Genomic DNA, 25,940 nt, shown 5'->3' with positions numbered 1-25,940 from the left:
CTCTTCTTTATGTTCTCTGTGGTGATAACAATCTCTTAATCACTTGAATGGGCTTAACCCAAAACAATTTGACCACCAAGAGCACAGAGGCGCTGCGCGCTACACTGAGAAAGATCTTCTCCTTCTCTTCTGCGTGTTCTCTGTGGTGATAATAATCTCTTAATCACTTGAATGGGCTTAACCCAAAACAATTTGACCATCGAGGGCACAGAGCCGCTGCGCACTACACTAAGAAAGATCTCCTCCTTCTCTTCTCCGTGTTCTCTTTGGTGATAATAATCTCTTAATCACTTGAATGGGCTTAACCCTAAACAATTTTACCACCGAGAGCACAGAGCCGCTGCGCGCTAAACTGAGAAGGTACTAACGCCAGCAAGCTGCGCGTCTACAAGTAACTATTACTTCTCCTTCTCTTCTCCGTGTTCTCTGTGGTGATAACAATCTCTTAATCACTTGAATGGGCTTAACCCTAAACAATTTTACCATCGAGGGCACAGAGCCGCTGCGCACTACACTAAGAAAGATCTCCTCCTTCTCTTCTCCGTGTTCTCTGTGGTGATAATAATCTCTTAATCACTTGAATGGGCTTAACCCAAAACAATTTGACCACCAAGAGCACAGAGGCGCTGCGCGCTAAACTGAGAAGGTACTAACGCCAGCAAGCTGCGCGTCTACAAGTAACTATTACTTCTCCTACTCTTCTTTATGTTCTCTGTGGTGATAAAATCACTTTCATCGTTTATTTAAAAACAATTTGACCACCGAGGGCACAGAGCCGCTGCCCGCTACACTGAGAAGTTACTAACGCCAGCAAGCTGCGCGTCTACAAGTAACTATTTACTTCTCCTTCTCTTCTCTGTGTTTGTGGTGATAACAATCTATTCATTTTTTATGGGCTTAACCCAAACGCTTAGTCTTTCGCTCACTTACTTCCAATTCGATTTATACGGCCCTTTTCGGCCTAGTACCCCATCTACAATACCTTTAAGCATAAACACCAAACGCTTGCGCCTATTTTGTTGCATAACCGAATTTAAAAATAACCTTACAGGCATAAAAAATAAGCATCTGAGTTTCCAGTACATTGGCACATAAGGCCTGCGACTTAAAAGCAATATATTTCTAAATTGATAATAAAGCCTAATTGGCGCGCCTACTTTATAAGTAACACCAATAAACTTACTACGTGAATCGCCAAGCCTATGCACCATTTCTATATTTTTAGCCTTGGCTATATCAAAGCCCATACTGCGCGCTCGCCAGCACCACTCATGATCTACACCATCAATAAATAATGACTCATCTTTTAAACCTATTTGATCTAAGGCGCTTAAATCAATCATCATACCTGAGGCTATTATTTGAGTAACACCAACTAGTTCATCGTATTCAAATACTTCTTTTTGGATACGAGGGTTTACTTTTTTGTCTGAGAAACTGCACCTAATACGCGGACCTATAGCCACTACATTCTGTTTAATTTTGTTAGAAGCCTTCATCAAACTACTTAAATTAAATACCATGTCACTCGGAATTAAGCTATCTTGATCAAGCAATACCGCGTACTGGCAACCTTCCTTTAATAAGTAAATTAATCCAGCATTATGCGCAGAAGCTATACCTGAGTTCTCTGCTAGATGAATGTAGTGATAATGACTAATTATTTTGGTAAAGTCGTGTGGGGTCGGGCTATTATCTACAATAACCACTTCTTTAGTTTGTCCATATAAACGAGTTAACAGGCGCTCAGTAAGCGCTAAGTCGGGTTTATACACGACTAAAACAGCTCCGATCATAATTTAATTGCGCTTATTTAAGCCCAAAATAAAACGATCCGCTTTATAGGCTACTTTTATAATCCAAGAAGGCATCATCCTTAAAACCAACACAAACAAAGCATAACAATAGTTTTGCAGTGACTTTTGCTTAAGCGAGTTCATCGCTAATAATCTTGCTTTAAATTCATTGACCGATTTTCCACGGCCCCTCCTTTTATAAAAGCCATTTATACGCCTAAAATGTAAAAGAGGCTCTTTAACGTTTGCAAACTTACATCCATCTTTGGCCAAAGCAATCCAAAAAAAATAGTCTTGTGTATTAAGCATATTTGTTAAATAACGATGGCCACGCGAAAACACACTATATCTAATTGCGACCGTTGGATGATTTATAGGGCAGCGTCTTGAAAATGCGAGTAATAACTTAGTGTGCGTAAGAGGTAAGCGACGAATGCCGGCTCTATTTCCATATTCATCAACCTCCCATAAAGCTGAACCTAATACGTCAACTTCTGGGTTTGCGTCTAAAAAAGCAATCTGCTTTTCAAAACGAGTAGGTACACAAATATCGTCAGCATCCATTCTAAAAAAGTACTTTGGATGTAAAGCAATAGTAGAGTCAATAATATAATTCATACATGTACTTAACCCTTGGTTTTTTAAACCCTGGACTATCACAACATTGGGGTAGGTTTGCGCGGCTTTTAATAAATAGTCGAAAATGCAGTCCGATACCTCTCCGTCAATAACTATCATGTATAAATCAGGTGCCACGGTTTGATTTATGACACTTTCTAATGCCTGCTGTACCCATTCTACATTATCATTTTTGTAGACAGACATACCACATACAATACTTGCTTTATTAGGTAAAGAGGCTGGTGCTTTAATAATAAACTGGCTATCTGAATTCAAGGTTGGGCTCATAATCTCTCATTTAAGGGTAAACAACCTGATGGAACCAGTCATTATAAACCTCGTTATTCTATCGTATTAAGCGCTTTAATTCAAAAATGTAAATAATAAACACCTACAAAAAATTACCTATGCTTCCCTAATACTTTTAATAGCAAAGTTCTCTCTTTTTAGAGTAAGGTTTGGATTGTAAGCTGGATCCGCTTTAATTACCTCTGACCACGTAGCCTTCAGGTAATCCAATTCACTTTTAAAGCGCAAAACTTTCTCAGGTGTATCTTCATGGCCTCTTGAAACCGACTCATGGTGATATAAAATTGCTTCTGCACAGTATAAGTTGCGCCGCCCCAACTGTTGCACTTTTAGACACAAATCAACATCATTAAAAGCAATTGCTAAACTTTCTTCATTTAGCCCTTCAACCGCCCAAAAGTCTTTTTGTGTAATAAGCAAACATGCAGCAGTTACAGCACTATAGTTTTGCGTAGCAATAAGGCGATTCATGTAGCCGTAGTGATCACCAGGAAAATACTTATGCCCATGACCAGCGCCGCCACCATAACCCATTACTACACCTGCGTGTTGAATACGATTATCTGAATATAATAATTTTGCACCTACACAGCCTATGTCATCGCGCATAACATGGCTCACCATATTTAAAAGCCAATCGGGGTTAATAACTTCAATATCATTATTGACTAACGCGAGCACTTCTCCTTTAGCTCTTTTGGCTGCAAAATTATTTATCGCCGAATAATTAAATTGTTTATCATAAGATAAAAGCGTAATTTTAGGGTGCTCGTTCAATTTGTGAAAATAACGTATAGACTCACTATCGTCCGAATTGTTATCTACTAATAGTATTTCATAATTTGTATAGTTTGTTTTTTTTAAGATAGAGTCAATACACGCACGAACTAGCTCCATAGCATTGCGCGTTGGTATAATTATAGATACTAAAGGCTCGCACTCTAAATGCCACCGTAAAGATAGAGTGGGTAATGCATTGTTAGTATCTATTATCGATGCCACATCGTTATACATAGGTTCAAGTAAAGCCTTTGCTTTATCAAGACTTATAATATTAGTTGGTCGTGAAAGCATTACAAGCGGTATATGCTGAATTGTTGAATAAATATTCTCCAAATAGCAAGAAGCTAAATACTTTACTACATTGAACTTGCTCAAAGGCCCGCACGTTTTTGCAAAACTAGCTAACTTTACAATCCAAATACCCGAATTAATATAACCCGCTGTTAACTGTAGATCTGGGTTCCAATCCGGCTTAAAGTCGGGATACTCTCTTATTTGTGCGGCATTGAGCTTATCTGTATCAAAATAAGCTAAGTGCGCATCTAAATTTATATGAGTAGTTAATGCAAGCGTTAAATAACTATCTAGTTTGTCTCCACTATATACAATAAAACTCGCTTTAGTTTTTTCTTTATTCAGTCGAGCATCGCCAACCAGATCAGATGTAACAATAAACTCAAAATTACAATGCTTTGGCAAAAAGTTATTTAAATGCTTTTCGTCTGCATTTTTACACCAAAAAATTACGTTAGAAAAAGGCAGGCGCTGAGCTTTTATAGATTCCAAAGTAACAAATAGCTCATTGCTGTTACATTGCTCAACACATACAAGTAGCATACTTTCGCATACCTTATTTCCGCTACTTTTTATTTGTGCCGACATCTGAGCGTTTTGATGTTTCATATAAGCCAAGTAAGACGCTTTTTGCTCTTCTATAGTTTGTAGCTGATACATCAAACCGCTTTTATGTAAATTATTACTATATGCTGCAACCAATTTAGGGTGTTTTTTAATACTTTCAACCCATGTATTAGGGGTATAGTTAATAATAAACTTAGCTAAGTTTGCTATTAATTTTCTGACAAATTGCAATTAAGTAGTCCCGTAGCAATGAACGATAAAGACAGCCAGCACAAATATCAACCTTATCAAGACGCTAGTAACGCTTTAATATAAGCCATTAAACTGAAGCGCACCTGAAGCAAGTTACACACATAGCCTCTGAAATCATTTTTTTTTGTATTTATTGTTTTCTCGCTGTTTACTATTAGCGTGGGGTAACGGCTGTAAATAGCATCTTTAGTGTATTGTATAAAACTGGGTAAAGCTTCTTTTGGCCGAACCGTTTCAAACAATGCAGCCACAAAAGGAAATCTATCCTCTACCTGTGGCTGAGCATAGACGCACAAAGCTAAACTTTTTAATAAAGCCCGATCTTGTGAGGCTATAAAATTAAATACATCTATACATTGCGCCTTAGAAACTTCTTGCTTAAAAAAGTGTTGATGGGGCTGCTTTTGTATTACAGCTATAAGCTCTTCTGCTTGCTCAAAAGGTGCTTGCTCTGCAAGCCTCTCTATCCAACGAATAGACTGCCTTTTATAGTCATTAAATTGATGCTTACCAACAAAAGTAAATTGTTTTATACCTTTATCATAAGCCTGTAGCACTCTGTCTAATCGGCCTGCATATTGGCCTAACTCGTAGTAATTAAAACACCGTTTAATTTCAAGAGCCTCTAAACAATATCCTGGGTTTACCCGTTCAGGGGCCTTTACATCGAAATCAATATCATTGTTATTAAATACTACACTTAAAAAATCACATACAATGCTTTTATTTACAAACAAATCGTCATGATAGGCTCTTAATGTAAGCTTTTTACCAAGCTGTTGCCCGTATTCTCCCAAGCGTTTTAGCGTGTGCATAGGTAGCGTCTCAGCTCTTTTTATTACCGCAGTATTACCATGGCGCTTAACCGACTGGTTATAGTGAGACTCGTGCAACTGAGCTGGGTTACGAACATATGCAATAAACTGCGCATCTGGAATCGCTTTTAGTAGCGTAGGTAAACGGCTAAAAAAGAACTCAGAGCTTAATAAGAGCGTATGACAGTTTGCAGCTTGTGCCTTAGCTATTGTATCTTGCAGCTTCTGCGGGCTATATACATAATCACCATTATGTGCAGAAAAAACAGATAAAAAATTACCTGAACTAATACCATTACTATCTTGTTGATGTTCGGGATAATACACCCCATTAGACATTAAACAGTCGGCATGATCTTTTAGCCACTTTTGAATAGCAGATGTCCCCGTTTTAGGAGGGCCAATATGAATAATTGTTTTCATTAATTTTCAGAGCAGTTAAATAAACTCAGTAAACTATTAACCCGCATATTTTCAGCATTTAATTTTAAATACGAATTAGCGTAATCAAGTGTTGCCAAATCAGCCATTGTACCGTTTTCGCGTTCCACTTGAACAGGTATATAATTAAGGCCGCACGCGATACAAAGCTTCCAAAACTCATCTGACCAATGGCTCGAGAAAAGCTCAACCACGGTGGTACCCGGCCTACAAAATACTATATTAGCTAAACCGGCACCATGCGGGGCAACAACTACGCTTGCAGCTCTAAAAACTTTAGCATTTTGTTTTACCGTGTTTTTTTCACAATATACTGTATTAATCCCGGCTAAATTTAGTTCGTCTAAAAGCTCATTTTCATTTGTAATTATTCGTTTACTACCTAAATTACGACTAATATATATAGACGTACTTGTACTGATTGGTAAGTTAGAGGAAAACGTTTCACGAATAAAATCAACAATCCAATCAGACGTATAAAGCGCATCCCTTGGCTCACTTACTGACACAAAACAGTTACACTTTAATATTCTATTTTGGGCATTTCTGCCTTCTACTTTATTAAAGTCTATTTTAAGCAGCTCACACGCCTCTTTAATAAAAGGTAAATCCTTAAAGTTAATAATTATTTTATCAAAAAAGTTTAAGTCTATGCCCAACGATTTTATAACCTGTACTTTAGGTAAAACATCAAACATAAAATGGCTATAAAACTTACCGCCAGGAGACGTTAAATCAAGTACCTTAAACTTAGAATAGTCAGCATAATCTTTAGCACTATTTAATTTATCAACAGCTGCTTTATAGCTAAAACCATTTACCACTTTGCCGTGGCTAAAAAAGCCCTTTTCTTCATCTAAACACGCCATAGCATTATTTGATGCAAAAACAGAGACCCCTTTTTGTTTAAACGCATTACCACGAAAGCGGGCATGATTAGAAACAGCCTGCGGTACGGTTACTGGTGGGTATTGAGCCCCCCTTTTTATTGTTATTTTTTCGCCTCTATTAATAATATCATCAATAATAAACTGACTATTTTTAGGTGTTAAGGAATGCTTTAATCTAGTTAAAAACACAAAACATCCTTACATGGCTTTTGTGCAAACAGCTCATCATTTTTTGTAAACTCTTTAGCGCAACGTCGGTTTGGGCCTGTAAAGTGTGCATTTAAAGCCTGTAACTCCCCCTTACTTAATAAAAGTCGGGTAGGCTTTTTTGACTCAGGGTAGGCATTAATTTCAGCTATTAGCTCGTCACGTATACGCGTGTAATGTGCCACATCGGTAATACCAGCTGTGCGTTCTTGCATGAGTAACAAAGCACTTGTAGGGAGCGATTTATTTACTACTACATTATCGTTAGTACTTTTAAGCTTAAGGTCAAATAGTGACAAAAACGAGGCAACTACCCCATCGTCGTAATTAACCAGCCAAATATTTTCTTTTCCTACTTGTGAAGCCCAACGGTTAAGTTGCTGAAAGTAATTTAAACGCGGAAAGTTATTTAATGCCATTTGAAAAAAACGGCCCTGATACCTAACCTGTGGATCTTTTACTAGCTGATTAAACAATGATAAAAGTAAATCTGATTGACGCCTTACAGTACCAATCACCACCACTTTTTTAAACTTTTTAGCCCATTGCTTAAAACGAGGGTTATTAAAATAAAAAGGCGATAGCTCACTAGAGATTAGTGCGGAATGACACTCGTTATCACGTATTTCTTGCTCAAGTAAATCAAGCACTTCTGGTATTTTGTACTTTGCAGGGTAGCCATGAATAGGCGCAAAGGCTAAAGCAAAATGATGATGCGCTTGGTCGTTCATTTGTAACAGCGTGGAATATAAAATCCCTTGCTGTTTTAAGGTCTCTTTTTGTAAATCTAACTGAAATTGTACTGCTGACGTACCGGTTTTAGACCAACCAATATGCAAATATAAAGTATCAAACATTAATTACTACTCACCTAAAAACGGAAAACGGCCAAAATCACTCACTAACACACCCCATTTAAGAATTTGTGCTTCGTTTAAGCTTAAGTCACCCACAAACGGATTTGCATACCCTGCAGCATGCCATTTATCGAGAGGGTTTAAAATATGTAAATTTTGCAGCCCAAAGTCACCTGGAATTTGTGCATCGGCTACAGCATTATCGCCTACATGTATAAAGCTTTGCCCTTCAGGAAGGCTCTCTTTAATATGCTGCCATAGTGTGCCATTGTCTTTTCGTTTACCTAGCTCACTTGAGACCAATAGCTTAAACCCTACACTAACACCTACTTTTGCAAGCATAAGCGCCACTTGTTTTTGTGTATAATACGTATCAGAAGCAACCGTTACTTGTTTGCCTGATAAAATTAAATGGTTAAACAAATCGACCATTTCATCTTTAGGCAAAATCATTTCTAAATCGTAGGCAAACTCTTGCTCTGCATAGCTATTAGCTTGCTCAACGGTCCAGTTATAACTGTTAGCCAAATGTAAATACGTTTCAAAAATAGATACATCACCTACAAAGCTTTTTTGTTTTCTAACTTCAAACTCGGCATTATTACGGGCTTTAACAAACTCGTGCGCATTTAAAACAATACCCTGCTCTACTAAATTCTTTCCGAGCAACAGCTTAGCGTAGTCTGGCGCGTGATATTTGCGTCTTACTAACGTATCAAACACGTCAAAACTAATATGTTCAAAACTATTAAGTTGATGAGTTAAACCCTCAGCACTATTAACATACTGTGACAATATAAAACTTTTATCATGGGTAAACTGCCCCGAGGTAGGATAATAAAATAACTGTTGATAGCCATTTTTTTCCGCAAGCAAACCAATTAAACGTTCAAGAGCATGGAGCTCTGAGCCATCGTTAGGCAAAGGTTCACCAGGAAAGTCATCGTAATCGTACGGCTTATTTAATAGCTGCTTTAGTGCCTGCGGCCTTGCCCAAAACATACCACCAGCAGGATAAGCAATAAAATCATCGGTTAACTCTATTTCCCACTCGTTAGCCATTTTTTTAGCATGAGGTTTATTTTTAAGCCAATGATTAACCCAATTAGGCATCATCCAAAACGAGGTTGGGTAATAAATTCCCGTATTTGGGTTATTGTCAAAATGATTTAAAACTTGCTTAATAACGTGCTGGTCTTTTAAAAGGTATTCGCCTAGGTAATCGGCCCATTGTGTTTGAGCGCGGCCAGAATAAAGCGATTTTTTAGAATGCATATGACAAAACAAATCGTAATTTTGTAAATCTTTAGCAAACTCAACAAGTAAAGGTCCAAAATTGCGCCCATGATTAGGCACAACTTTAACTGTCACCTTATTTATTTTAGGGCAGGCATTAAAAACCGATTGTGCTTTACTAGCAAGTTCGTCGCTGGCAACACTTATGAATACATCAACCTGCTGTTCGTATTTAGCCAAGCAGTTGGCGTAATAATCTATAAACTCACCATAAAAAACATGAAAGCACATGGCAATCTTTTTACTTTTAGGTGTGCCATCTGCGGTTGAGCTAATAGCTTTTGGGTACCACTTGCGCGCAGCGGGCATGGCTAACCGGCCCTCTTGCTCGCCGTGAGCCATATAATGCACTAAAGCATTTTCACCGTGTAAATAAATATCTGTATTACATTTATAATAAAGCTCGGTGTCAAAGTTAGGGCTAGGGTTAATACAACTGAAAGTCCCTTTATTTAAGTAATCCTCAAAGGCTTCTTGTTCGCAACTAAACACACGGCATTGATTAGCACTGTACCAATGACTATCAAACAAGCCTTTAGCCTTTGCAGTATTTAGCAGTAAATTAAACTCTTTTTGAGAGTAAGACTTATTCAAAGCTCTACTTTTTACATACTGGCGTGCAACAACCCTACGCTCAACCCCTTTTGCAACCCTAAATAAAAAAGGTTGGTTTTTTACGAAGTTAAACAGGCTTGGCGCTGTTTTTTTTATAAATTGTTTGTTGATCATTAACCTAAACCAAAAAATTGAATTGCATTAACGGTACCATTACCCGCTACATCATCATCGATGTCAAAAATATGTCTAACTGCATGAGGAATCATATTAGGTTTTGCTAAATAGCTTTCTAGTAGAGCTTCTAGCTCGTTAGGTGTAAAGCTAATTGCATACTGTGCATTGTGCCCACATAAACTTAAAGCACCAGCCATAACTTGCTCTAAAAGGTAAAAATAGCGTTGCGAAGCAACTTTTCGGCCGTAATACATATCAAAACTATTAGGATTAAGGGTATTAAATTTTATATCTCTAAACTGCCCGTTAGGTGCTGTTAGCAATGACTCTAAAAACATTGAGCGATCTAACGGTAAGTAACCGTCACCTATTTTTACCCCTTCTTTTAAATACCCCTGCATAAAAGCACTTGTGCCAGCTATTTTATGCGAACCAGGGTTAGAAGAAATCAAATAATACCCATGCGTATTTTTGTTAAGCAGTATGCCTAATAAACTCTGAATAGTACCTGAGTAGCCTAAATCTACTAAGTGTAATGTGCTTTGAGAAGTAACCTCTATAGACTCTAAATACGCCAAATAAGCACACTTAATTGGCGCTAAAAGTAAATCTATTTTATCACGGCTAGCGCTTAACATAGCAACGACTTTATTTTTATCTTTTGAAAGATCTATTTGGCTATTGAAAACCTGTTCTGTAAATAAAGTAGTAATTTCTGCATCTGAAAGTAAAAAACGGGTGCGCATTAAACTATAAAAGCTACCGCAAAAATCACCTTTTAGGGAAAACATGTAGCTACGTTCATCGCTAAGTAATAGCTTAAATAAAAATGCACGAGAGGCCAATAAATAATAGCTGTTGCGCTGCTTACCAGCACCATGTAAATATTGGTTATAAGCTCGTTGTAGCCAATAGCCTTCACGAGCTAAAAAGTAAATTGGCGTATCCTGAGGCTGATTAAGCAATAACTTTTCAGAAAAAAAACTAAGTACAGGCCCTAAAAAAGTAGAGCCAAAGTTGGAATATTGCGCCTGATTTACTACTGACATTGCACTGTTGGCCATATATGTACACCACACCTGAATAAATTGATAAAAATATAGTGGTGTTAAATACCTAAAAATACACCCTAAAATTATGCAAAGTGTATTGTAGGTCGCAATACAATGTGAGTAAACTATATTGCTTTAATTGCAACTAAAAATAAGCATTTAAAGCGTAAAAGCTCATTTTTCAGCTCATCATTAATCAAGCTTTTAGGTAAAAACTCACAATTACCGCAATAATTAACCAACTTCACCTGCCTTAAATTGTATTTGCCTATTTTAATACTTAACACTAGGTTTAAGTTTAGCCTCATAAACACAGCAGAAGAATTATGCAAATACTTCACCACGGAGCGGTTAATGGCGTAACAGGCTCATGCCATGAGCTAGTAATTAACCCACAAACTAGCATATTAATTGATTGTGGGTTGTTTCAAGGAGAAGACGCAAAAGTAGACTTATCTATAGAATTTAATACTACGTATATAAGCGCGTTAATAGTAACTCATTGCCATATTGACCATGTAGGGCGTATACCTTATTTATTGGCAGCTGGCTTTAAAGGCCCTATATTTACAACTCCCGCCTCAGCAAGTTTACTCCCACTTGTTATTGAAGATGCCTTAAAAGTAGGTGTAACACGTGACCCAAAAATTATAAAAGCCTGCCTAAACTTACTACAAAAATACATTGTGAGTGTTAACTTTAAAACATGGTTTACCCTTCCATGCAAAGGGGAGCAAACTGCAAAGGCGAGGTTTCAGCGAGCCGGCCATATACTTGGCTCTGCATATATTGAAATAGACATTACCCATACAATCAGCTCAAATCAACATAATAAAAACACCCATAGAGTGGTATTTTCAGGTGACTTAGGCGCACCTTACACCCCATTGCTACCGACCCCAAAAGTGCCCTACAAAGCAGATACATTAGTGATTGAATCAACTTATGGTGATAAAAATCATCAAGGCCGCAAAGAGCGCGCGCACACACTAAAAAACGTTATTGAGCGCGCAGTTGCAGATAACGGCGTGGTGTTAGTGCCTGCATTTAGTATTGGCCGCACCCAAGAACTACTTTACGAGCTAGAGCAGCTAATACATCAATCGGCTAAAGGCTCACCTTGGCGTAATATACACATAATACTAGACTCGCCTATGGCTGCTGACTTTACACACCAATATAAAAAGTTTAAACACTTATGGGATGCAGAAGCAAAACGTAAGGTAGCAATGGGTAGGCACCCACTCGACTTTAAAGCATTAACCACTATAAATAGCCACTCAGAACACCAAGCAATTATTAACTATTTAAGCTCACACCAAACCCCAGCCATTGTTATAGCCGCAAGCGGTATGTGCACCGGTGGCCGTATAGTTAATTACCTTGAGCGTTTTTTGGATGATTTAACAACCGATATAATATTTGTAGGCTACCAAGGTCGCGGTACACTAGGCCGTGAAATTCAAAAATATGGCCCACGTAACGGGTATGTTTTTATAAACGATACACGTATTACAATTAACGCACAGGTGCATACCATTAGCGGTTACAGCGCACATGCTGATCAAAACGGCTTAGTTAAATTTGTAACAGGTATGAAGAAAAAGCCCAGCCATATAAAAATTCTACACGGCGATGATAATGCAAAACATGCATTAGCAAACAAGTATAAAGAGGTGCTGGGGGAAGACATTAAAATTGAGATTGCCACGTAGCTTAACTGACCGAGGCGCTCACCGAGTAGTTATTAGTTCCTCTCCTTCACTTCTCCGTGCCCTCTGTGGTGAAAACAATCTCTTCATCACTTCCCCAAAAAAAACCTACCACCGAGAGCACAGAGGCGCTGCGCACTACACCGAGAAGTTATTAGCTCTTCTCCTTTCCTTCTCCGTGCCCTCTGTGGTGATAACAATCTCTTAATCACGTTGTGCGTTTAGCCCAAGCCATTTTTACCACCGAGGACACAGAGGCGCTGCGCGCTAAACCGAGAAGTTATTAGCACTTCTCCGTGCCCTCTGTGGTGATAATAATCTCTTAATCACTTTACAAACTTAGCCCAAAACAAATCTACCACCGAGAGCACAGAGGCGCTGCGCGCTACACCGAGAAGTTATATTCGATCTTCTCCTTCACTTCTCCGTGCCCTCTGTGGTGATAACAATCTCTTAATCACGTTGTGCGTTTAGCCCAAGCCATTTTTACCACCGAGGACACAGAGGCGCTGCGCGCTAAACCGAGAAGTTATTAGCACTTCTCCGTGCCCTCTGTGGTGATAATAATCTCTTAATCACTTTACAAACTTAGCCCAAAACAAATCTACCACCGAGAGCACAGAGGCGCTGCGCGCTTCACCGAGTAGTTATTAGCTCTTCTCCTTCTCTTCTGCGTGCCCTCTGTGGTGATAATAATCTCTTAATCACTTTACAAACTTAGCCCAAAACAAGTCTACCACCGAGGGCACAGAGGCGCTGCGCGCTGCACTGAGAAGTTATATTCGATCTTCTCCTTCACTTCTCCGTGCCCTCTGTGGTGATAATAGTCTCTTAATCACGTTGTGCATTTAACCAAACGAATCTACCACCGAGAGCACAGAGGCGCTGCGCGCTTCACCGAGAAGTAATTAGATCTTCTCCTTCACTTCTCCGTGCCCTCTGTGGTGATAACAATCTCTTAATCACGTTGTGCACTAAACCCAAACCATTTGACTACCGAGAGCACAGAGGCGCTGCGCGCTACACCGAGAAGTTATATTCGATCTTCTCCTTCACTTCTCCGTGCCCTCTGTGGTGATAACAATCTCTTAATCACGTTGTGCGTTTAGCCCAAGCCATTTTTACCACCGAGGACACAGAGGCGCTACGCGCTTCACCGAGAAGTTATATTCGATCTTCTCCTAGCTTACCGACTGATCCGGCGTACTTTACACGCTAATACGTTTCAGCCCATCAAGTAAACGGACTTGATTAAAGTTAATCAATAGACCAGTTTTTATACCTGTTAACTTTAAGTAAGTTATAAGTTGAGCTGAATGAATAGGCTGCAGCTTATCAACGGCTTTTAATTCAATAATCAATTTGTCAGGTATTAGTATATCTAACCGATACCCTGCATCTATATTTATACTTTTGTAACTAATTGGTAATGCAACTTGATTAAGAGGTAATAAGCCAGCTTCTTGTAACTCATAAAGTAAGCAACTTTCATAACTAGACTCTAACAAACCAGGACCAAGAGTTTTATGCACTTCAATAGCGCAACCAATAACGGTTTGAGTCACCAAATCTTCCATAAATAGTAATCCTTAAATTTATTTAGCACCTAAATAATTATAAACCTTTTTATTTACCACCGAGGACACCGAGGCGCTGCGCGCTTCACCGAGCAGTTAATAGCTCTTCTCTTTCACTTCTCCGTGCCCTCTGTGGTGATAACAATCTCTTAATCACTTTGTGCACTTAACCCAAAACAAGTCTACCACCGAGAGCACAGAGGCGCTGCGCGCTACACCGAGAAGTTATTAGCGCTTCTCCTTCACTTCTCCGTGTCCTCTGTGGTGATAACAATCACTTCATCACTTTATGTGTTTAACCAGACCATTTTATTAAAGTGCATCGAGGCGCTACGCGCTACACCGAGAAGTTATTAGCTCTTCTCCTTTTCTTCTCCGTGGCCTCTGTGGTGAAAACAATCTCTTCATCACTTCCCCAAAAAAAACCTACCACCGAGGACACAGAGGCGCTGCGCGCTGCACTGAGAAGTTATATTCGATCTTCTCCTTCACTTCTCCGTGCCCTCTGTGGTGATAACAGTTACTTTAGGTCTTTGCTCTAAAACAAATCTACCACCGAGAGCACAGAGGCGCTGCGCGCTACACCGAGAAGTTATTAGCTCTTCTCCTTTTCTTCTCCGTGTCCTCTGTGGTGAAAACAATCACTTCATCACTTTATGTGTTTAACCAGACCATTTTATTAAAGTGCACAGAGGCGCTGAGCGCTTCACCGAGAAGTAATTAGCGCTTCTCCTTCACTTCTCCGTGCCCTCTGTGGTGATAATAATCTCTTAATCACTTCCCCAAAAAAACCTACCACCGAGAGCACAGAGGCGCTTCGCGCTTCACCGAGAAATTATAACTAAATGCGCCAGCAAGTTAGCCGCATACAAAATATGCTTCCCTTTACTTGTACCCGTAAATAATATAATTTTTATTTCTTAATATTTTCAAGGAAGAAAATAATGAAAAAGCAACAACACTCTGCACTCATGCTGTTATCGGGCTTATTCTTAACCCCCCCACAATAGCGAGTACAACTAACTTGGTAATAGATAAACTTCCTAACGCCAAACGCCTCTCAAGTGCTTCATACGCTCATACACCTCTAGACATACTTATTGATACAAATAAAAAGCATCTTAAAACCCTTGAAGGGCAATACCATGTATATGCTCAAAAAGTAGATGCCTCAGAGCAAGTTAGTTACACCCATTACTTAACCAACGTTAAACAAAAATTACAAAATGAGGGCTACACTGTACCCTTATTTTGTTAAAAGACTGCAATATAAGACCGCTCAGAAACGCCATTAATGAGGGCTTTAGATATAATAATTTGTATGGAATGGACCTACACAATGTAAAAAAATAGATTTGGCTTTTTAACGGCAATAAAACCAATCGTCGGACGTGAGCAAGCTATTACCATTATTGCACACAATAACCACTCAAACGCTTTATTGGCTAGTTACGAACAACTTACCGAAATCCCCCTACCAAGCAGCGGCGTAAAAATAGCGCAAAACTTTGCTATTGAGCCACTCGATTATACAAGCTTAAAAGCCCCTAAAAAAGACACCAAAGGAACCTCTGATCACCCTTTAATTGAGCGTTTCCCTGGGAGTTACTTAGTTGGCTCTGCCGTTACTGACTTTGAATCGTACCCGTTGATAATTGGCCAGTACAAAAAAACCATACCCACCAAAAGAGTTGAGGGCAAAGTTACCACCGTTAATTACCCTATTGACAAACAAGTAGGCCCCTACGCCGTATATAAAAATTATATGAACGCACTACAACAAGTTGGGTTTACCATATTACACAGCTGCAAGGCAACAACGTGTGGCAACATGGTTTTACGCGATAACTTAAAAAATACCGTATTTGCAAAAAACCATAAAAGCGACATATACAATATTAGTAGAAAAAGCCACTTCTATCTTTTTACAACAGAAAAAAGCCCCCGAAGGAAATATTTATACCTCCCTTTATAGCTTTCAATATAACGGCAATAAAGAAGTAGAGCTGGTTGTTGATATAATTGAAGAGCGCGAAATGAGTAAAGTGGCGCTAAATGTAGATGCCGACACCATAGGCAAACAAATTAAAAGCACGGGGAGCATATCGCTATACGCTATTGAGTTTGACTTTGACAGCCACTCTCTTAAGCCAAGTTCAAGCGAGCAACTCGCGCAAATTTCAGCATTTTTAGAGCAAGCTAGCAATGTGTCATTATACGTTGTAAGACATACCGACAATAAAGGGGCTTACAGCTATAACCAAGACTTATCAGCACGCCGTGCTGCAGAGGTAGTAAACCAGCTTGTTAATAAGTACCAAATAGATTCAAGCCGATTACACCCCGTTGGTGTAGGCCTAGTAGCGCCAGAAGCAATGAACAACACAGACCAAAACAGGCAAAAAATCGCCGTGTAGAGCTGGTATTAAAATCGCCAGCGTACTTATAAAGCGCTGGCGATTTTAATATGATTAGTTTAGCTATAAAATATTTTATCGATTGACCTGCTATTATTGATCGATTGATAAACATAGGGATAATTATGCTTTCAAATTATTCGCACTGGTATCAAGTGGTGCAAAGCTTTTAATTAAATCATCTACCGCTTTCATTTGCGATAAGTACCCTTCAAGCTTGCTAAGTGCCAATGCACATGGACCATCACACTTTGCTTCATTAGGGTTAGGGTGCGCTTCAATAAATAAGCCCGCAATGCCCAGTGCCATGCCGCTGCGAGCAAGCTCGGCAGCTTGTGCACGGCGTCCATCAGCAGAGTCAGCTCGCCCGCCTGGGCGCTGTAGTGCATGGGTGGCATCAAAAATAACCGGTGCCATGGCTTTCATGTCATCCATACCTAGCATATCAACAACTAAGTTGTTGTAGCCAAAGCTTGAGCCGCGCTCACACAGTGCAACATTATCATTACCTGCTTCATTAAATTTAGTAATGATATGACGCATTTCGTGTGGTGCTAAAAACTGTGGTTTTTTCACATTAATAATGGCGCCCGTTTTAGCCATAGCTACCACTAAATCTGTTTGGCGTGCTAAAAATGCAGGTAACTGAATTACATCAACCACTTCAGCAACAGGCGCTGCTTGGTATGGTTCGTGCACATCGGTTATAAGCGGAATATTAAAGGTATTTTTAATCTCTTCAAATATTTTTAAGCCTTCTTCCATACCAGGGCCGCGGTATGAATTTATTGATGAGCGATTTGCTTTATCAAACGAGGCTTTAAATACATAAGGAATATTTAATTTAGAGGTTACTTCTACATAGTGCTCTGCTATACGCATTGCTAAATCGCGTGATTCCAAAACATTCATACCACCAAATAATACAAATGGTTTGTCGTTTGCCAGCTCAATATCATTAATATTAATTATATTATCTTTCACTTATACCACTTCCAATTTATTCTAAAACTTATAAATAAACAGAGCCATATGATAATGCTCTATTTTCTAATTACACCAACCAATTTACCTGCATTATAAACGACCAAAGCATTAACACCTTTCTCATCCATAAATTGAAACGCTTGGTCTACACCTGTGTCTTCAGAAATAGACAGTGGTTTTAATTTAGCAAAGTCTCTAGCTTTTAGATCAAAAGCACTTTTTTCATAACGTTCAATAGTGCGACGCAAATCACCATCGGTAATAATTGAAATAACAGAGCCATTATCTACAACTAGCGCCAAACCAAGCTTACCGCTGCTTATAGTATGAATTACGTCGATAAGCGAATCATCTTGAGAGATTATCGGTAGGTTCTGAGTAACCATTACATCTTTAACTTTACTCAGTAAGCGTTTACCTAAGCTTCCACCAGGGTGAAAACGAGCGAAGTGCTCAGGTTGGAACTTTCTTTTTTCCATTAACGCCACAGTCAAAGCGTCGCCCATTACAAGCGTAGCTGTAGTTGATGATGTAGGCGCCAATTGTAGTTTACAAGCTTCGCGAGGCACTGCTATATCTAAATGACACTGTGCATTTCTCGAAAGCGTAGACTCCATATTACTAGTAATAGCGATAACAAAGTTTCCATTATTGCGTAAAAAAGGAAGTAACTTTAAAACCTCATCAGTTTCGCCAGAATTTGAAATAGCAATAAATATATCCTCAGGCTTAACCATGCCTAAATCACCGTGGAAAGCTTCCCCAGGGTGCATAAAAAAGCTAGGTGTGCCTGTACTAGCAAAAGAGGCTGCTATCTTTTTTCCAATAATTCCAGATTTGCCCATCCCACAAATAATAGTTCTACCAGTGGAGTTTAAAATCACATCAACAGCCAAAGTAAAGCTCTCATCAATTCGAGTAGACATAAATGCCAAACTTTCAATTTCAGTTTGAATCACTTCTTGAGCTATATTTATTACATTCATTTATTAGCCATTAATTGTTTTAACTCTTCGTAATCTGCTTTTGTATCAATACCATGCGGTGGTGCGCTTGTTGCAACAATAGCCCCTATCGACATACCATAACTCAGAGCGCGTAATTGCTCTAGCTTTTCATACTCTTCAAGCTTTGACTCGGGGTATGTGCAAAACCTTTTTAACGCAGAAACTCTATACCCATATATACCAATGTGCCTATAAGCTAATGAGTAATCTTTTGGGTTATCGCGGCTAAATGGGCTAGCTGAACGGGTAAAATATAAAGCTCTATTTTCCTCAGCTAAAATTGCCTTTACTACATTTGGATTGGTGTAATCACTTTCACTTTGGATAGGGGTTACCGCTGTAGTAATTGAGTAGTCTTTATTATTAATACTAAAGGAAATCAAATCAGCTATTAACGCTGATGGAATAAGCGGCTCATCCCCTTGAACATTAAGAACAACTACATTGTCATCCCACTTATTAGTTGTAACCACTTCATTAATACGGTCAGTACCACTAACATGCTTTGATGATGTAATTTGTACAGGAATTGATTCGTTTATAGCGCTTTGTACTATTCGCTCATCATCGGTTGCAACAACAATATCACTTAAAGCGACTCCGGCCTCAATTACACGTTGCACAACATGCCAATACATCGGCTTACCATTTAAAAGCAATAGTGGCTTCCCTGGCAAACGACTAGAGCCATAGCGAGCAGGTATAACTACTTTTATTTCATTTATCATAATCAAGATACGTATAATTCATTATTTCTGCTACTCCCAAAAAGAATATTACAATACTACTCAAAAAATACTGTAACACCCTAATAATCGATAATAGCGTGTTAAAAATAGATAGACTCTGAAATACGCCTACCAATTGTTAATTACATTAACTAAAGCTGCATTGCGCCTTATATAAGCTATTTACAATTTAACAAAGCAATTAGGCTGTATGCCTTATGAGTCTTTTCTAATGTTTGCCAAACTTTGAATGCTATCCTCTAAAGAAATGCCCCCCGCTTCAACCCAAGCCGCTTCAACATCATCACTCCATAAATCTTTCCAGTTACTATGTACTTTATTTTTCGTAGAGCTGTTTGCAAATATTGAGTTATCTATAGAGCCTGCTGGGACTTCTAGAAACGTCTCTAGCTTTGAAAAGCTATAATTACCAGAGGTAATTTCTTCAAATGAGATAACAAAAGTTTTAGGATCCGCGATCCAGTTAATGAATCCAGAGTAAAAGTCAGGGATAGATACACCAAACATTCCGCCTTTAATTAGCTTAATTAAATTTTTAGTACTTACAGCTATAGTACTGTCTTCACGATTTCTATGCCTTAACCAACTTAAAGCTAAATTTCTAGCGTCGCGATAAATGAACAAATGCTTATTACCTTCTAAGGTCTTTAAAGCCTCTTGAGAGTATGCTATGTGAGAGTGGACATAAAAAGAATTACTACAAGCTAGAACTTTCTCAAGACTCATTGAACCTTTCATCATCATTTTCGCATTAGGCTTTCTTTTTATTAATGTACCACCGACTTGCTCAAAGCCAGATTGCTTAGCGATATTGGTCAATATATGCGTACCAGATTTCGAACAGCCATTACAAATTATCATTCTATACCCTTTATTATATAATGTTTATAACTTCACATTTACTAGATAAATTAAACCACCCCAAATGATCACAAAGTAAATCTATGGTAAACCCTTGATTAGATAACTCTTTACTTAATAAAAAAGAGAATTTGAGAACAGTTAAACCTATATTTAAATCGTGATTTACCCTTTGCCTATATACCTCAAGGCCACCATCGACCTTAATAGCAATATACATATTACTATTAGTTATTATTTCTTTTGAGTAGTGACACTCATCATTAATAATGCTTATATTAATCGTGGTTAATTCCTCGGCCTTTATTACCTTAGGTAATTGATAATCCATACGTACATTTTGAAAGGGTACATTTATAACCTCAACTTCTTCAGGCTCATGTAAAACACCTTTATTGATAACCTCTTCGTAATAGGATAGCTTTCTCTCAAATACCTCTTCCCACGTAATTAAAGACGGTGAAATAAACCAAGCTTTATTAAGCGCTTTCGTTAACTCTTTATTTTTTGATAAAACATCAATAAATTCCCCATCAACTTTTGCGTCTTTTGTTAAAAGAAAGCCATTTTCATTATGCTTAACTAAGTCTGTAACTAAACCAATATTAAAACCTAACACAGGGGTTTTACTTGCTAAAGCTTCTGGTATATTTGCTGGCCCACCCTCAGAGTCACTGCACATTAGTAAATAGTCAATTTGAGGGTATAGGGTTAGTAGTGTTGAATATGGTAAATATTCATAGCATTTCACATCAAAACCTAAAGAGCGAGCCAGCATTGCCTCTTCTCTACGTCCCGCTCCTACAAAAATAAAGTCTACATATTCAGGGTCTACAAACTTCATTAGGTCATTTAAATAAACTTCTCCTTTGACCCTGCGCCCATATCTTTTAGAAATAAAACCAATAGTTAGCTTTTTCTTATCTTTAGGTTTATCTTGGTAGTCAACTAAGCGTTTATCGTAACCATGTGGAATAATACAAGTATTGTTAACACCATGATCTTTTAAGTATTGAGCCTGATTTGTATTCAGACACATAACTAAATCAGCCCTTTTATACTCATCTAAAAAAATATTTTTATCTAAAGATAAATCCGTATCTTCTAAATCATGGTGCACAGTTACAACTGATGGATGATGGGTCACGCCATTGAATTGAGGTCGGTGATAATGATAAAGACTAGCCCCCTCGATGGGCAACTCCGTAACAACAAGGTAGTATTCATTTGAATAATTCAATGAAAGATAATTTGATAAACGCGTAAAGATATCAAAAAATATTTTACTTTTGTTGTCTTTACCTACAACATAATTGATTATTTTCATGTTAATACCTAGTTATAAAATGGACTAATAGATGTTTCATTAAGAGAACGGTGATATTCAGCAAGCTTGGGGGCGATAGAAAGCTTTGATTGAAGCTTTGCGATTGAAGATTGCTCATTTCCTATAGACATAAAATTAAATGCAATCATAAAGTCCAAGAAGGACTCAAACTCATCAACTTCTAAGTCAGTATTGCTGCTTAGCAATTCTGGTATTTCACTTATCGATTGGTATACAGCTGTAAAGTCCGCATTCGCATATGAACACTCATGATTCACTATTACCTTTTTTCCATAAGTTGCAGCTTCAATACCTGCTTGAGAGCAGTAAGTTAATACAGCTGAAACATTAGAAAATAAATGATAAATATTAATATCTTCATCTAAGTACACTCTAGATTTAAAAGAGTCATTTAATGAGTATACAAATTCATTTAGCGTATTTAATGTAAACGAACTTGTTAAGTGTATTTTACTTTTCTCCCAAGGATGAGTTTTAACAATTATATTAAAGTCCGTACCATTTAATATTTCCATTATAACTTTTTTATAATGTTCAATTGAATTAATTACACCATCACTTTCTAAAATAGAAAAATCATTTAAAACTTGACACACCAGCAAAATGCTAGGCTTGGATATATCATCTAATCTTGGAACACTAGAAGGCCTAGGCTGGCTAACATTTTTATTGTTCATTCCCATAAATTTATTTAGAGCCTGACTTCTTAAATAATCTAGCTTATCAGCGTCATTGGTCAATTTGACAGTGTCGAAAGCCTTATATATAGCTTGTTCACGATAGTTTTTGTATTGATGCAAATAGTTATTAGGTAGATGTTCATACTGCTCATCACAATAAAAGCTAGTACCTAAAAATGAAGACTCTATTACAAAGCACTTAACAGGACTTTTCTTTAGTAATGTTAGCAGCACCTTAGTATAGATATAGCTTCCTGAAAAAACGAACGCTGCTGAGCACTGCCAGAATTCTTTTTCTCTGGCTTTAAAACTATCTATCCAATAACAAGCCACGCAGTAATTTAATATTAAATCGTTTAGATATTCGTTAAAGTGATATTCAAAAAGTTCGTCTGCAGTGTATGGGTATTTGTTTTTATTAGTATATGCATCAGCTATAGTAAATGCAGCTAACTCTGATTTAATAAGAGGCCAAATTTCAATTCCTTGATATTGATATTTTCTAAGTGAATCTTCATTAGCGATTAAATCAACATTAGTTTTAATCTTGTTTGCATATTTTTGCAATACATAGTCATCAGCAAACTCTCTATAGTTACCAACGGCTCCGTTAAACTCTATTTCCTTCCAATTGTTAATAAATCTAATTTCTTGTGCTTTTTTTACATCTAGAAAGTCAAATAGCGGTTTAAAATTTCGTTTATTTATATGAAAACCATCCGATAGTAGTATCTTCATTTAAGCCTCACTTATACCAATAACTTTTAGGGAATTCCCTATTAAAATAAAATCTTTTTTACTTTCACTTTTAGATACAACTTTGTAAGAATGAACAAAGTCATTACAGGTCATTCCCGAAACAATAGTGCTATTTACTACTTCCAAAAGAAATAATGGTTTATCATAGCAATGATTTTTTTCGGTGAAATGAACATATCCACTTATTTCATTAACCTCATAACAAATATCAGTATCTAAAGCATAGTTACTTATACTGACAGAACTTTTATTGATGACTATTGGCATAGTAATAATAATTGATAAGTGATTTGCTAGTGGGTTTATATCTTTTATATGCGCCGCCTTACAAAACTCTGTCATAATATAACTATTAAACTCATCCCATTTTAAAAAGTAACTTTTTGCAAAAGTGGATGCTGAATTTTTTATAGCGTCCGAAGTCACATTATCCTTTTTTCCTATGGAATTAGAGTAGCTCAAAATATCATGGGCATATGATGCTTCACCAAGAATAAAAACTTTCTTTCCTCTCGTCGCTGCTTCGAAACCAACTGAACTGTTTATCGTTACAATGTTATCAAAATCTTCAATATAATATCCGTCTTTTGCTTTATACTCTTGAATACCAAGCTCAGCAGCATACTTAATTGCATTATCTTCTTTTATTAAATTTATGTCCCTAATAGATGAGTGCGGATGCCTTTTAATACTAATATCAAAATATTCCACGGGAAAACTATTAATAACATCAGTTATAAAGTCATTAAGGGTATTAAAAGGTGAATACAACTGAAAATTTAAGTCATCATATAATTGCAAAACAATCAACAGACTTTCTTTAGTCTCAGGCAATTCATTTTTTAGTAAATTGAGTTTTTTTTCTTTAGCAGCCTTAAAGTCACCATTCACACCATCTTGAGATACAAATATACCGTCAAAGTAAGGCTTACGACTAGGAGTCAACTCCATATATATAACTTTGAATTGTAACTGAGAGGCTAGCGCTGATATGGTATCATTTTTGCCCCATAGAACTAATATATCAAAGTCAAAGATATACTTCTTAATATGACTTAAATATGTAGACAGTACCTCTTCATGATTTGTAAGATACTTTATCCACTTCTCTATAGATACTTCATCCCAAGCGCTTGTATTATCATCAATCCATTGTTTTATGTCACTGGACAGCGGTACCCGTTGTGCACGTGCGACTCTGCCCTCAGCATATAAACGCGAAAATATGTCGTCATTACAAACAATTCTAGAGTTATATTTATAATCGTTTATCCTGCTGGAAAACCTTTTTGCTACCTCATAATACTCTAGCGGGTTTTCTCTTATCGGATACAATTCCGCAAAAAAGAGGACATTCATAAAGCTCCCTGCTTAGCAATTAATTCCTGCCACCACTTCTCGTTGTCTAAATACCAATTTAATGTTTTTGCAAAACCTGTTTCAAAGCTCTCTGCTGGCACATAGCCTAATTCGTTATTGGTTTTTGTTGCATCGATTGCGTAACGGCGATCGTGCCCTGCACGGTCTTCAACATAGGTAATTAACTGCTCAATATTGTTTTCTATTGCAGATTTGGCATTAGGGAAGCGCTTAGCAAGCTCAGGGTTAGCAGCAAATTTTTCGCCCATTACTTTACATACTAATTTAACTATATCTATGTTGGCCCATTCGTTATTGCCACCAATGTTGTAGTTTTCACCAATACGGCCTTTTTTAAGTACTAGCTCTATACCACGGGCGTGATCTTCTACGTATAACCAGTCGCGAATTTGCTGGCCGTCGCCATACACTGGTAGTGGCTGGTCATTTAAAATATTAGTTACAATTAAAGGTATTAGTTTTTCAGGGAAATGGTACGGCCCATAGTTGTTTGAACAATTAGACGTTGTTACTTCAAGCCCGTAGGTATGGTGATACGCACGTACTAAATGGTCACTTGCCGCTTTTGAGGCTGAATACGGTGAGTTTGGTGCATAAGCGGTTTCTTCGGTAAAGGCAGGATCAGTAGCACTTAATGTGCCATATACCTCGTCGGTACTTACATGATGAAAGCGGTGCGCTAAAGGCTCGTTACCCGAAGCTTTTGGCTCGTCTATCCACTTTTTTTTAGCTGCTTTTAACAAGCTATACGTACCAAGTATATTTGTTTCTATAAAGGCATCTGGTCCAGTTATTGAGCGGTCAACATGAGATTCGGCTGCGAAGTGCACTATAGTATTTAACTGGTGTGTATCTATAAGGTTTTCAATTAATATTGTATCGCAGATATCACCGTGTACAAAGGTCATATTTGGGTTGTTTTCTACTAGCTCAAGGTTGGCTTTATTACCTGCGTAGGTAAGTGCGTCGAGCACTATTACTTTGTCTTGTGGGTTGTTTGCAAGCCAGTAATGTACAAAATTGGCACCTATAAATCCTGCGCCACCTGTTACTAATAGATTTTTAACTGTCATTTTTTATTCCATTTTATCTGGTTCTACAGTCCTACTTAATCATTACAAGTAGTAAGTTGCAAAACTACAAATCATTCAAAAATATTTACTTTACTCGCCTAAAAAGTAAGGTTTATAACTCACCCAAAAAACATTCCAGCACAGAGGCACTGCGCGCTGCACTGAGAAGTTACTAACGCCAGCAAGCTGTGCGTCTACAAGTAATAATTACTTCTCCTTCTCTTCTCTGTGTTCTCTGTGGTGATAAAATTACTTTCGTTGTTTATTTAAAAACAAATCTACCACCGAGGGCACAAAGGCGCTGCGCGCTACACTGAGAAGTTATTTATAACGCCAGCAATGTGCGTCTACAAGTAACTATTACTTCTCCTTCTCTTCTCTGTGTTCTCTGTGGTGATAATAATCTCTTAATCACTTGAATGGGCTTAACCCAAAACAATTTGACCACCGAGAACACAGAGGCGCTGCGCGCTGCACT

Annotated in this window: 21 protein-coding genes; 4 read left to right on the top strand and 17 right to left on the bottom strand. The window is 37.8% G+C overall.

What is annotated here, in order from left to right:
- Window positions 1–926: 926 nt before the first annotated feature.
- The 8 genes from MTN96_RS35455 to MTN96_RS35420 all read right to left on the bottom strand — a co-directional run bounded on the left by MTN96_RS35455 (window position 927) and on the right by MTN96_RS35420 (window position 10,924).
- Window positions 927–1,796, bottom strand: coding sequence for a glycosyltransferase family 2 protein (locus tag MTN96_RS35455; protein WP_248451374.1), 870 nt, complete (start codon window positions 1,794–1,796; stop codon window positions 927–929).
- A gap of 3 nt (window positions 1,797–1,799) precedes the next feature.
- Complete coding sequence (locus MTN96_RS35450; protein ID WP_248451376.1) at window positions 1,800–2,705, bottom strand: glycosyltransferase; 906 nt, start codon at window positions 2,703–2,705, stop codon at window positions 1,800–1,802.
- A 117-nt stretch (window positions 2,706–2,822) separates the two neighbouring features.
- Window positions 2,823–4,412, bottom strand: coding sequence for a glycosyltransferase (locus MTN96_RS35445; RefSeq protein WP_248534667.1), 1,590 nt, complete (start codon window positions 4,410–4,412; stop codon window positions 2,823–2,825).
- Window positions 4,413–4,657: 245 nt separating this feature from the next.
- The gene (locus MTN96_RS35440) at window positions 4,658–5,860 is read right to left on the bottom strand and encodes a hypothetical protein (RefSeq protein ID WP_248534665.1); all 1,203 of its coding nucleotides are present in this window, start codon (window positions 5,858–5,860) and stop codon (window positions 4,658–4,660) included.
- A complete protein-coding gene (locus MTN96_RS35435) occupies window positions 5,860–6,957 on the bottom strand; it encodes a glycosyltransferase family 61 protein (RefSeq protein ID WP_248534663.1) in 1,098 nt (365 codons plus the stop codon). The genes MTN96_RS35440 and MTN96_RS35435 overlap by 1 nt, the downstream gene beginning before the upstream one ends.
- Complete coding sequence (locus MTN96_RS35430; RefSeq protein ID WP_248534661.1) at window positions 6,948–7,832, bottom strand: hypothetical protein; 885 nt, start codon at window positions 7,830–7,832, stop codon at window positions 6,948–6,950. Before MTN96_RS35430 ends, MTN96_RS35435 begins: the two co-directional genes overlap by 10 nt.
- 6 nt (window positions 7,833–7,838) lie before the next feature.
- A complete protein-coding gene (locus MTN96_RS35425; RefSeq protein WP_248534659.1) occupies window positions 7,839–9,857 on the bottom strand; it encodes a rhamnan synthesis F family protein in 2,019 nt (672 codons plus the stop codon).
- Window positions 9,857–10,924, bottom strand: a complete 1,068-nt coding sequence (locus tag MTN96_RS35420; RefSeq protein ID WP_248534657.1) for an HAD family hydrolase — start codon at window positions 10,922–10,924, stop codon at window positions 9,857–9,859. Before MTN96_RS35420 ends, MTN96_RS35425 begins: the two co-directional genes overlap by 1 nt.
- Before the next feature lie 314 nt (window positions 10,925–11,238).
- On the opposite strand from MTN96_RS35420, the gene MTN96_RS35415 reads away from it, so the two are divergent.
- On the top strand, window positions 11,239–12,627 hold the full coding sequence (locus MTN96_RS35415; protein ID WP_248534655.1) for an MBL fold metallo-hydrolase RNA specificity domain-containing protein: 1,389 nt from the start codon (window positions 11,239–11,241) through the stop codon (window positions 12,625–12,627).
- A 1,205-nt stretch (window positions 12,628–13,832) separates the two neighbouring features.
- Here the strand turns inward: MTN96_RS35415 and MTN96_RS35410 are convergent.
- Window positions 13,833–14,201, bottom strand: coding sequence for a GxxExxY protein (locus MTN96_RS35410; protein ID WP_154945810.1), 369 nt, complete (start codon window positions 14,199–14,201; stop codon window positions 13,833–13,835).
- Between the two features lie 1,024 nt (window positions 14,202–15,225).
- Here MTN96_RS35410 and MTN96_RS35405 point away from each other — a divergent pair.
- The 3 genes from MTN96_RS35405 to MTN96_RS35395 all read left to right on the top strand — a co-directional run bounded on the left by MTN96_RS35405 (window position 15,226) and on the right by MTN96_RS35395 (window position 16,618).
- Entirely contained in the window at window positions 15,226–15,459 is a 234-nt protein-coding gene (locus MTN96_RS35405; protein ID WP_248534653.1) for a hypothetical protein, read from the top strand.
- 183 nt (window positions 15,460–15,642) lie between these two features.
- On the top strand, window positions 15,643–16,176 hold the full coding sequence (locus MTN96_RS35400; RefSeq protein WP_248534651.1) for a DUF4892 domain-containing protein: 534 nt from the start codon (window positions 15,643–15,645) through the stop codon (window positions 16,174–16,176).
- Window positions 16,067–16,618, top strand: coding sequence for an OmpA family protein (locus MTN96_RS35395; RefSeq protein WP_248534649.1), 552 nt, complete (start codon window positions 16,067–16,069; stop codon window positions 16,616–16,618). The genes MTN96_RS35400 and MTN96_RS35395 overlap by 110 nt, the downstream gene beginning before the upstream one ends.
- 123 nt (window positions 16,619–16,741) lie before the next feature.
- Here MTN96_RS35395 and kdsA read toward each other — a convergent pair whose 3' ends face one another.
- The 8 genes from kdsA to rfbB all read right to left on the bottom strand — a co-directional run bounded on the left by kdsA (window position 16,742) and on the right by rfbB (window position 25,462).
- Complete coding sequence (kdsA, locus tag MTN96_RS35390) at window positions 16,742–17,602, bottom strand: 3-deoxy-8-phosphooctulonate synthase (RefSeq protein WP_248534647.1); 861 nt, start codon at window positions 17,600–17,602, stop codon at window positions 16,742–16,744.
- Window positions 17,603–17,661: 59 nt separating this feature from the next.
- A complete protein-coding gene (locus MTN96_RS35385; protein WP_248534645.1) occupies window positions 17,662–18,591 on the bottom strand; it encodes an SIS domain-containing protein in 930 nt (309 codons plus the stop codon).
- Window positions 18,588–19,340 (bottom strand): 3-deoxy-manno-octulosonate cytidylyltransferase, encoded by a 753-nt coding sequence (gene kdsB / locus MTN96_RS35380; protein WP_248534643.1) that lies wholly within the window; start codon window positions 19,338–19,340, stop codon window positions 18,588–18,590. Before kdsB ends, MTN96_RS35385 begins: the two co-directional genes overlap by 4 nt.
- Window positions 19,341–19,556: 216 nt before the next feature.
- On the bottom strand, window positions 19,557–20,222 hold the full coding sequence (locus MTN96_RS35375) for a hypothetical protein (RefSeq protein ID WP_248534641.1): 666 nt from the start codon (window positions 20,220–20,222) through the stop codon (window positions 19,557–19,559).
- A 13-nt stretch (window positions 20,223–20,235) separates the two neighbouring features.
- Entirely contained in the window at window positions 20,236–21,549 is a 1,314-nt protein-coding gene (locus MTN96_RS35370; RefSeq protein WP_248534639.1) for a glycosyltransferase family 4 protein, read from the bottom strand.
- Between the two features lie 8 nt (window positions 21,550–21,557).
- Window positions 21,558–22,988: a hypothetical protein gene (locus MTN96_RS35365; RefSeq protein WP_248534637.1), complete on the bottom strand. Its 1,431-nt coding sequence runs from the start codon at window positions 22,986–22,988 to the stop codon at window positions 21,558–21,560.
- Window positions 22,989–24,368, bottom strand: a complete 1,380-nt coding sequence (locus MTN96_RS35360; protein ID WP_248534635.1) for a capsular biosynthesis protein — start codon at window positions 24,366–24,368, stop codon at window positions 22,989–22,991.
- Window positions 24,365–25,462 (bottom strand): dTDP-glucose 4,6-dehydratase, encoded by a 1,098-nt coding sequence (gene rfbB, locus MTN96_RS35355; protein WP_248534633.1) that lies wholly within the window; start codon window positions 25,460–25,462, stop codon window positions 24,365–24,367. The genes MTN96_RS35360 and rfbB overlap by 4 nt, the downstream gene beginning before the upstream one ends.
- Window positions 25,463–25,940 lie beyond the last annotated feature (478 nt).

Source organism: Pseudoalteromonas sp. 2CM28B (assembly GCF_023161935.1).
Note: the sequence above shows the minus strand (reverse complement) of the source record. Positions and strands in the feature narration are given on the sequence as shown.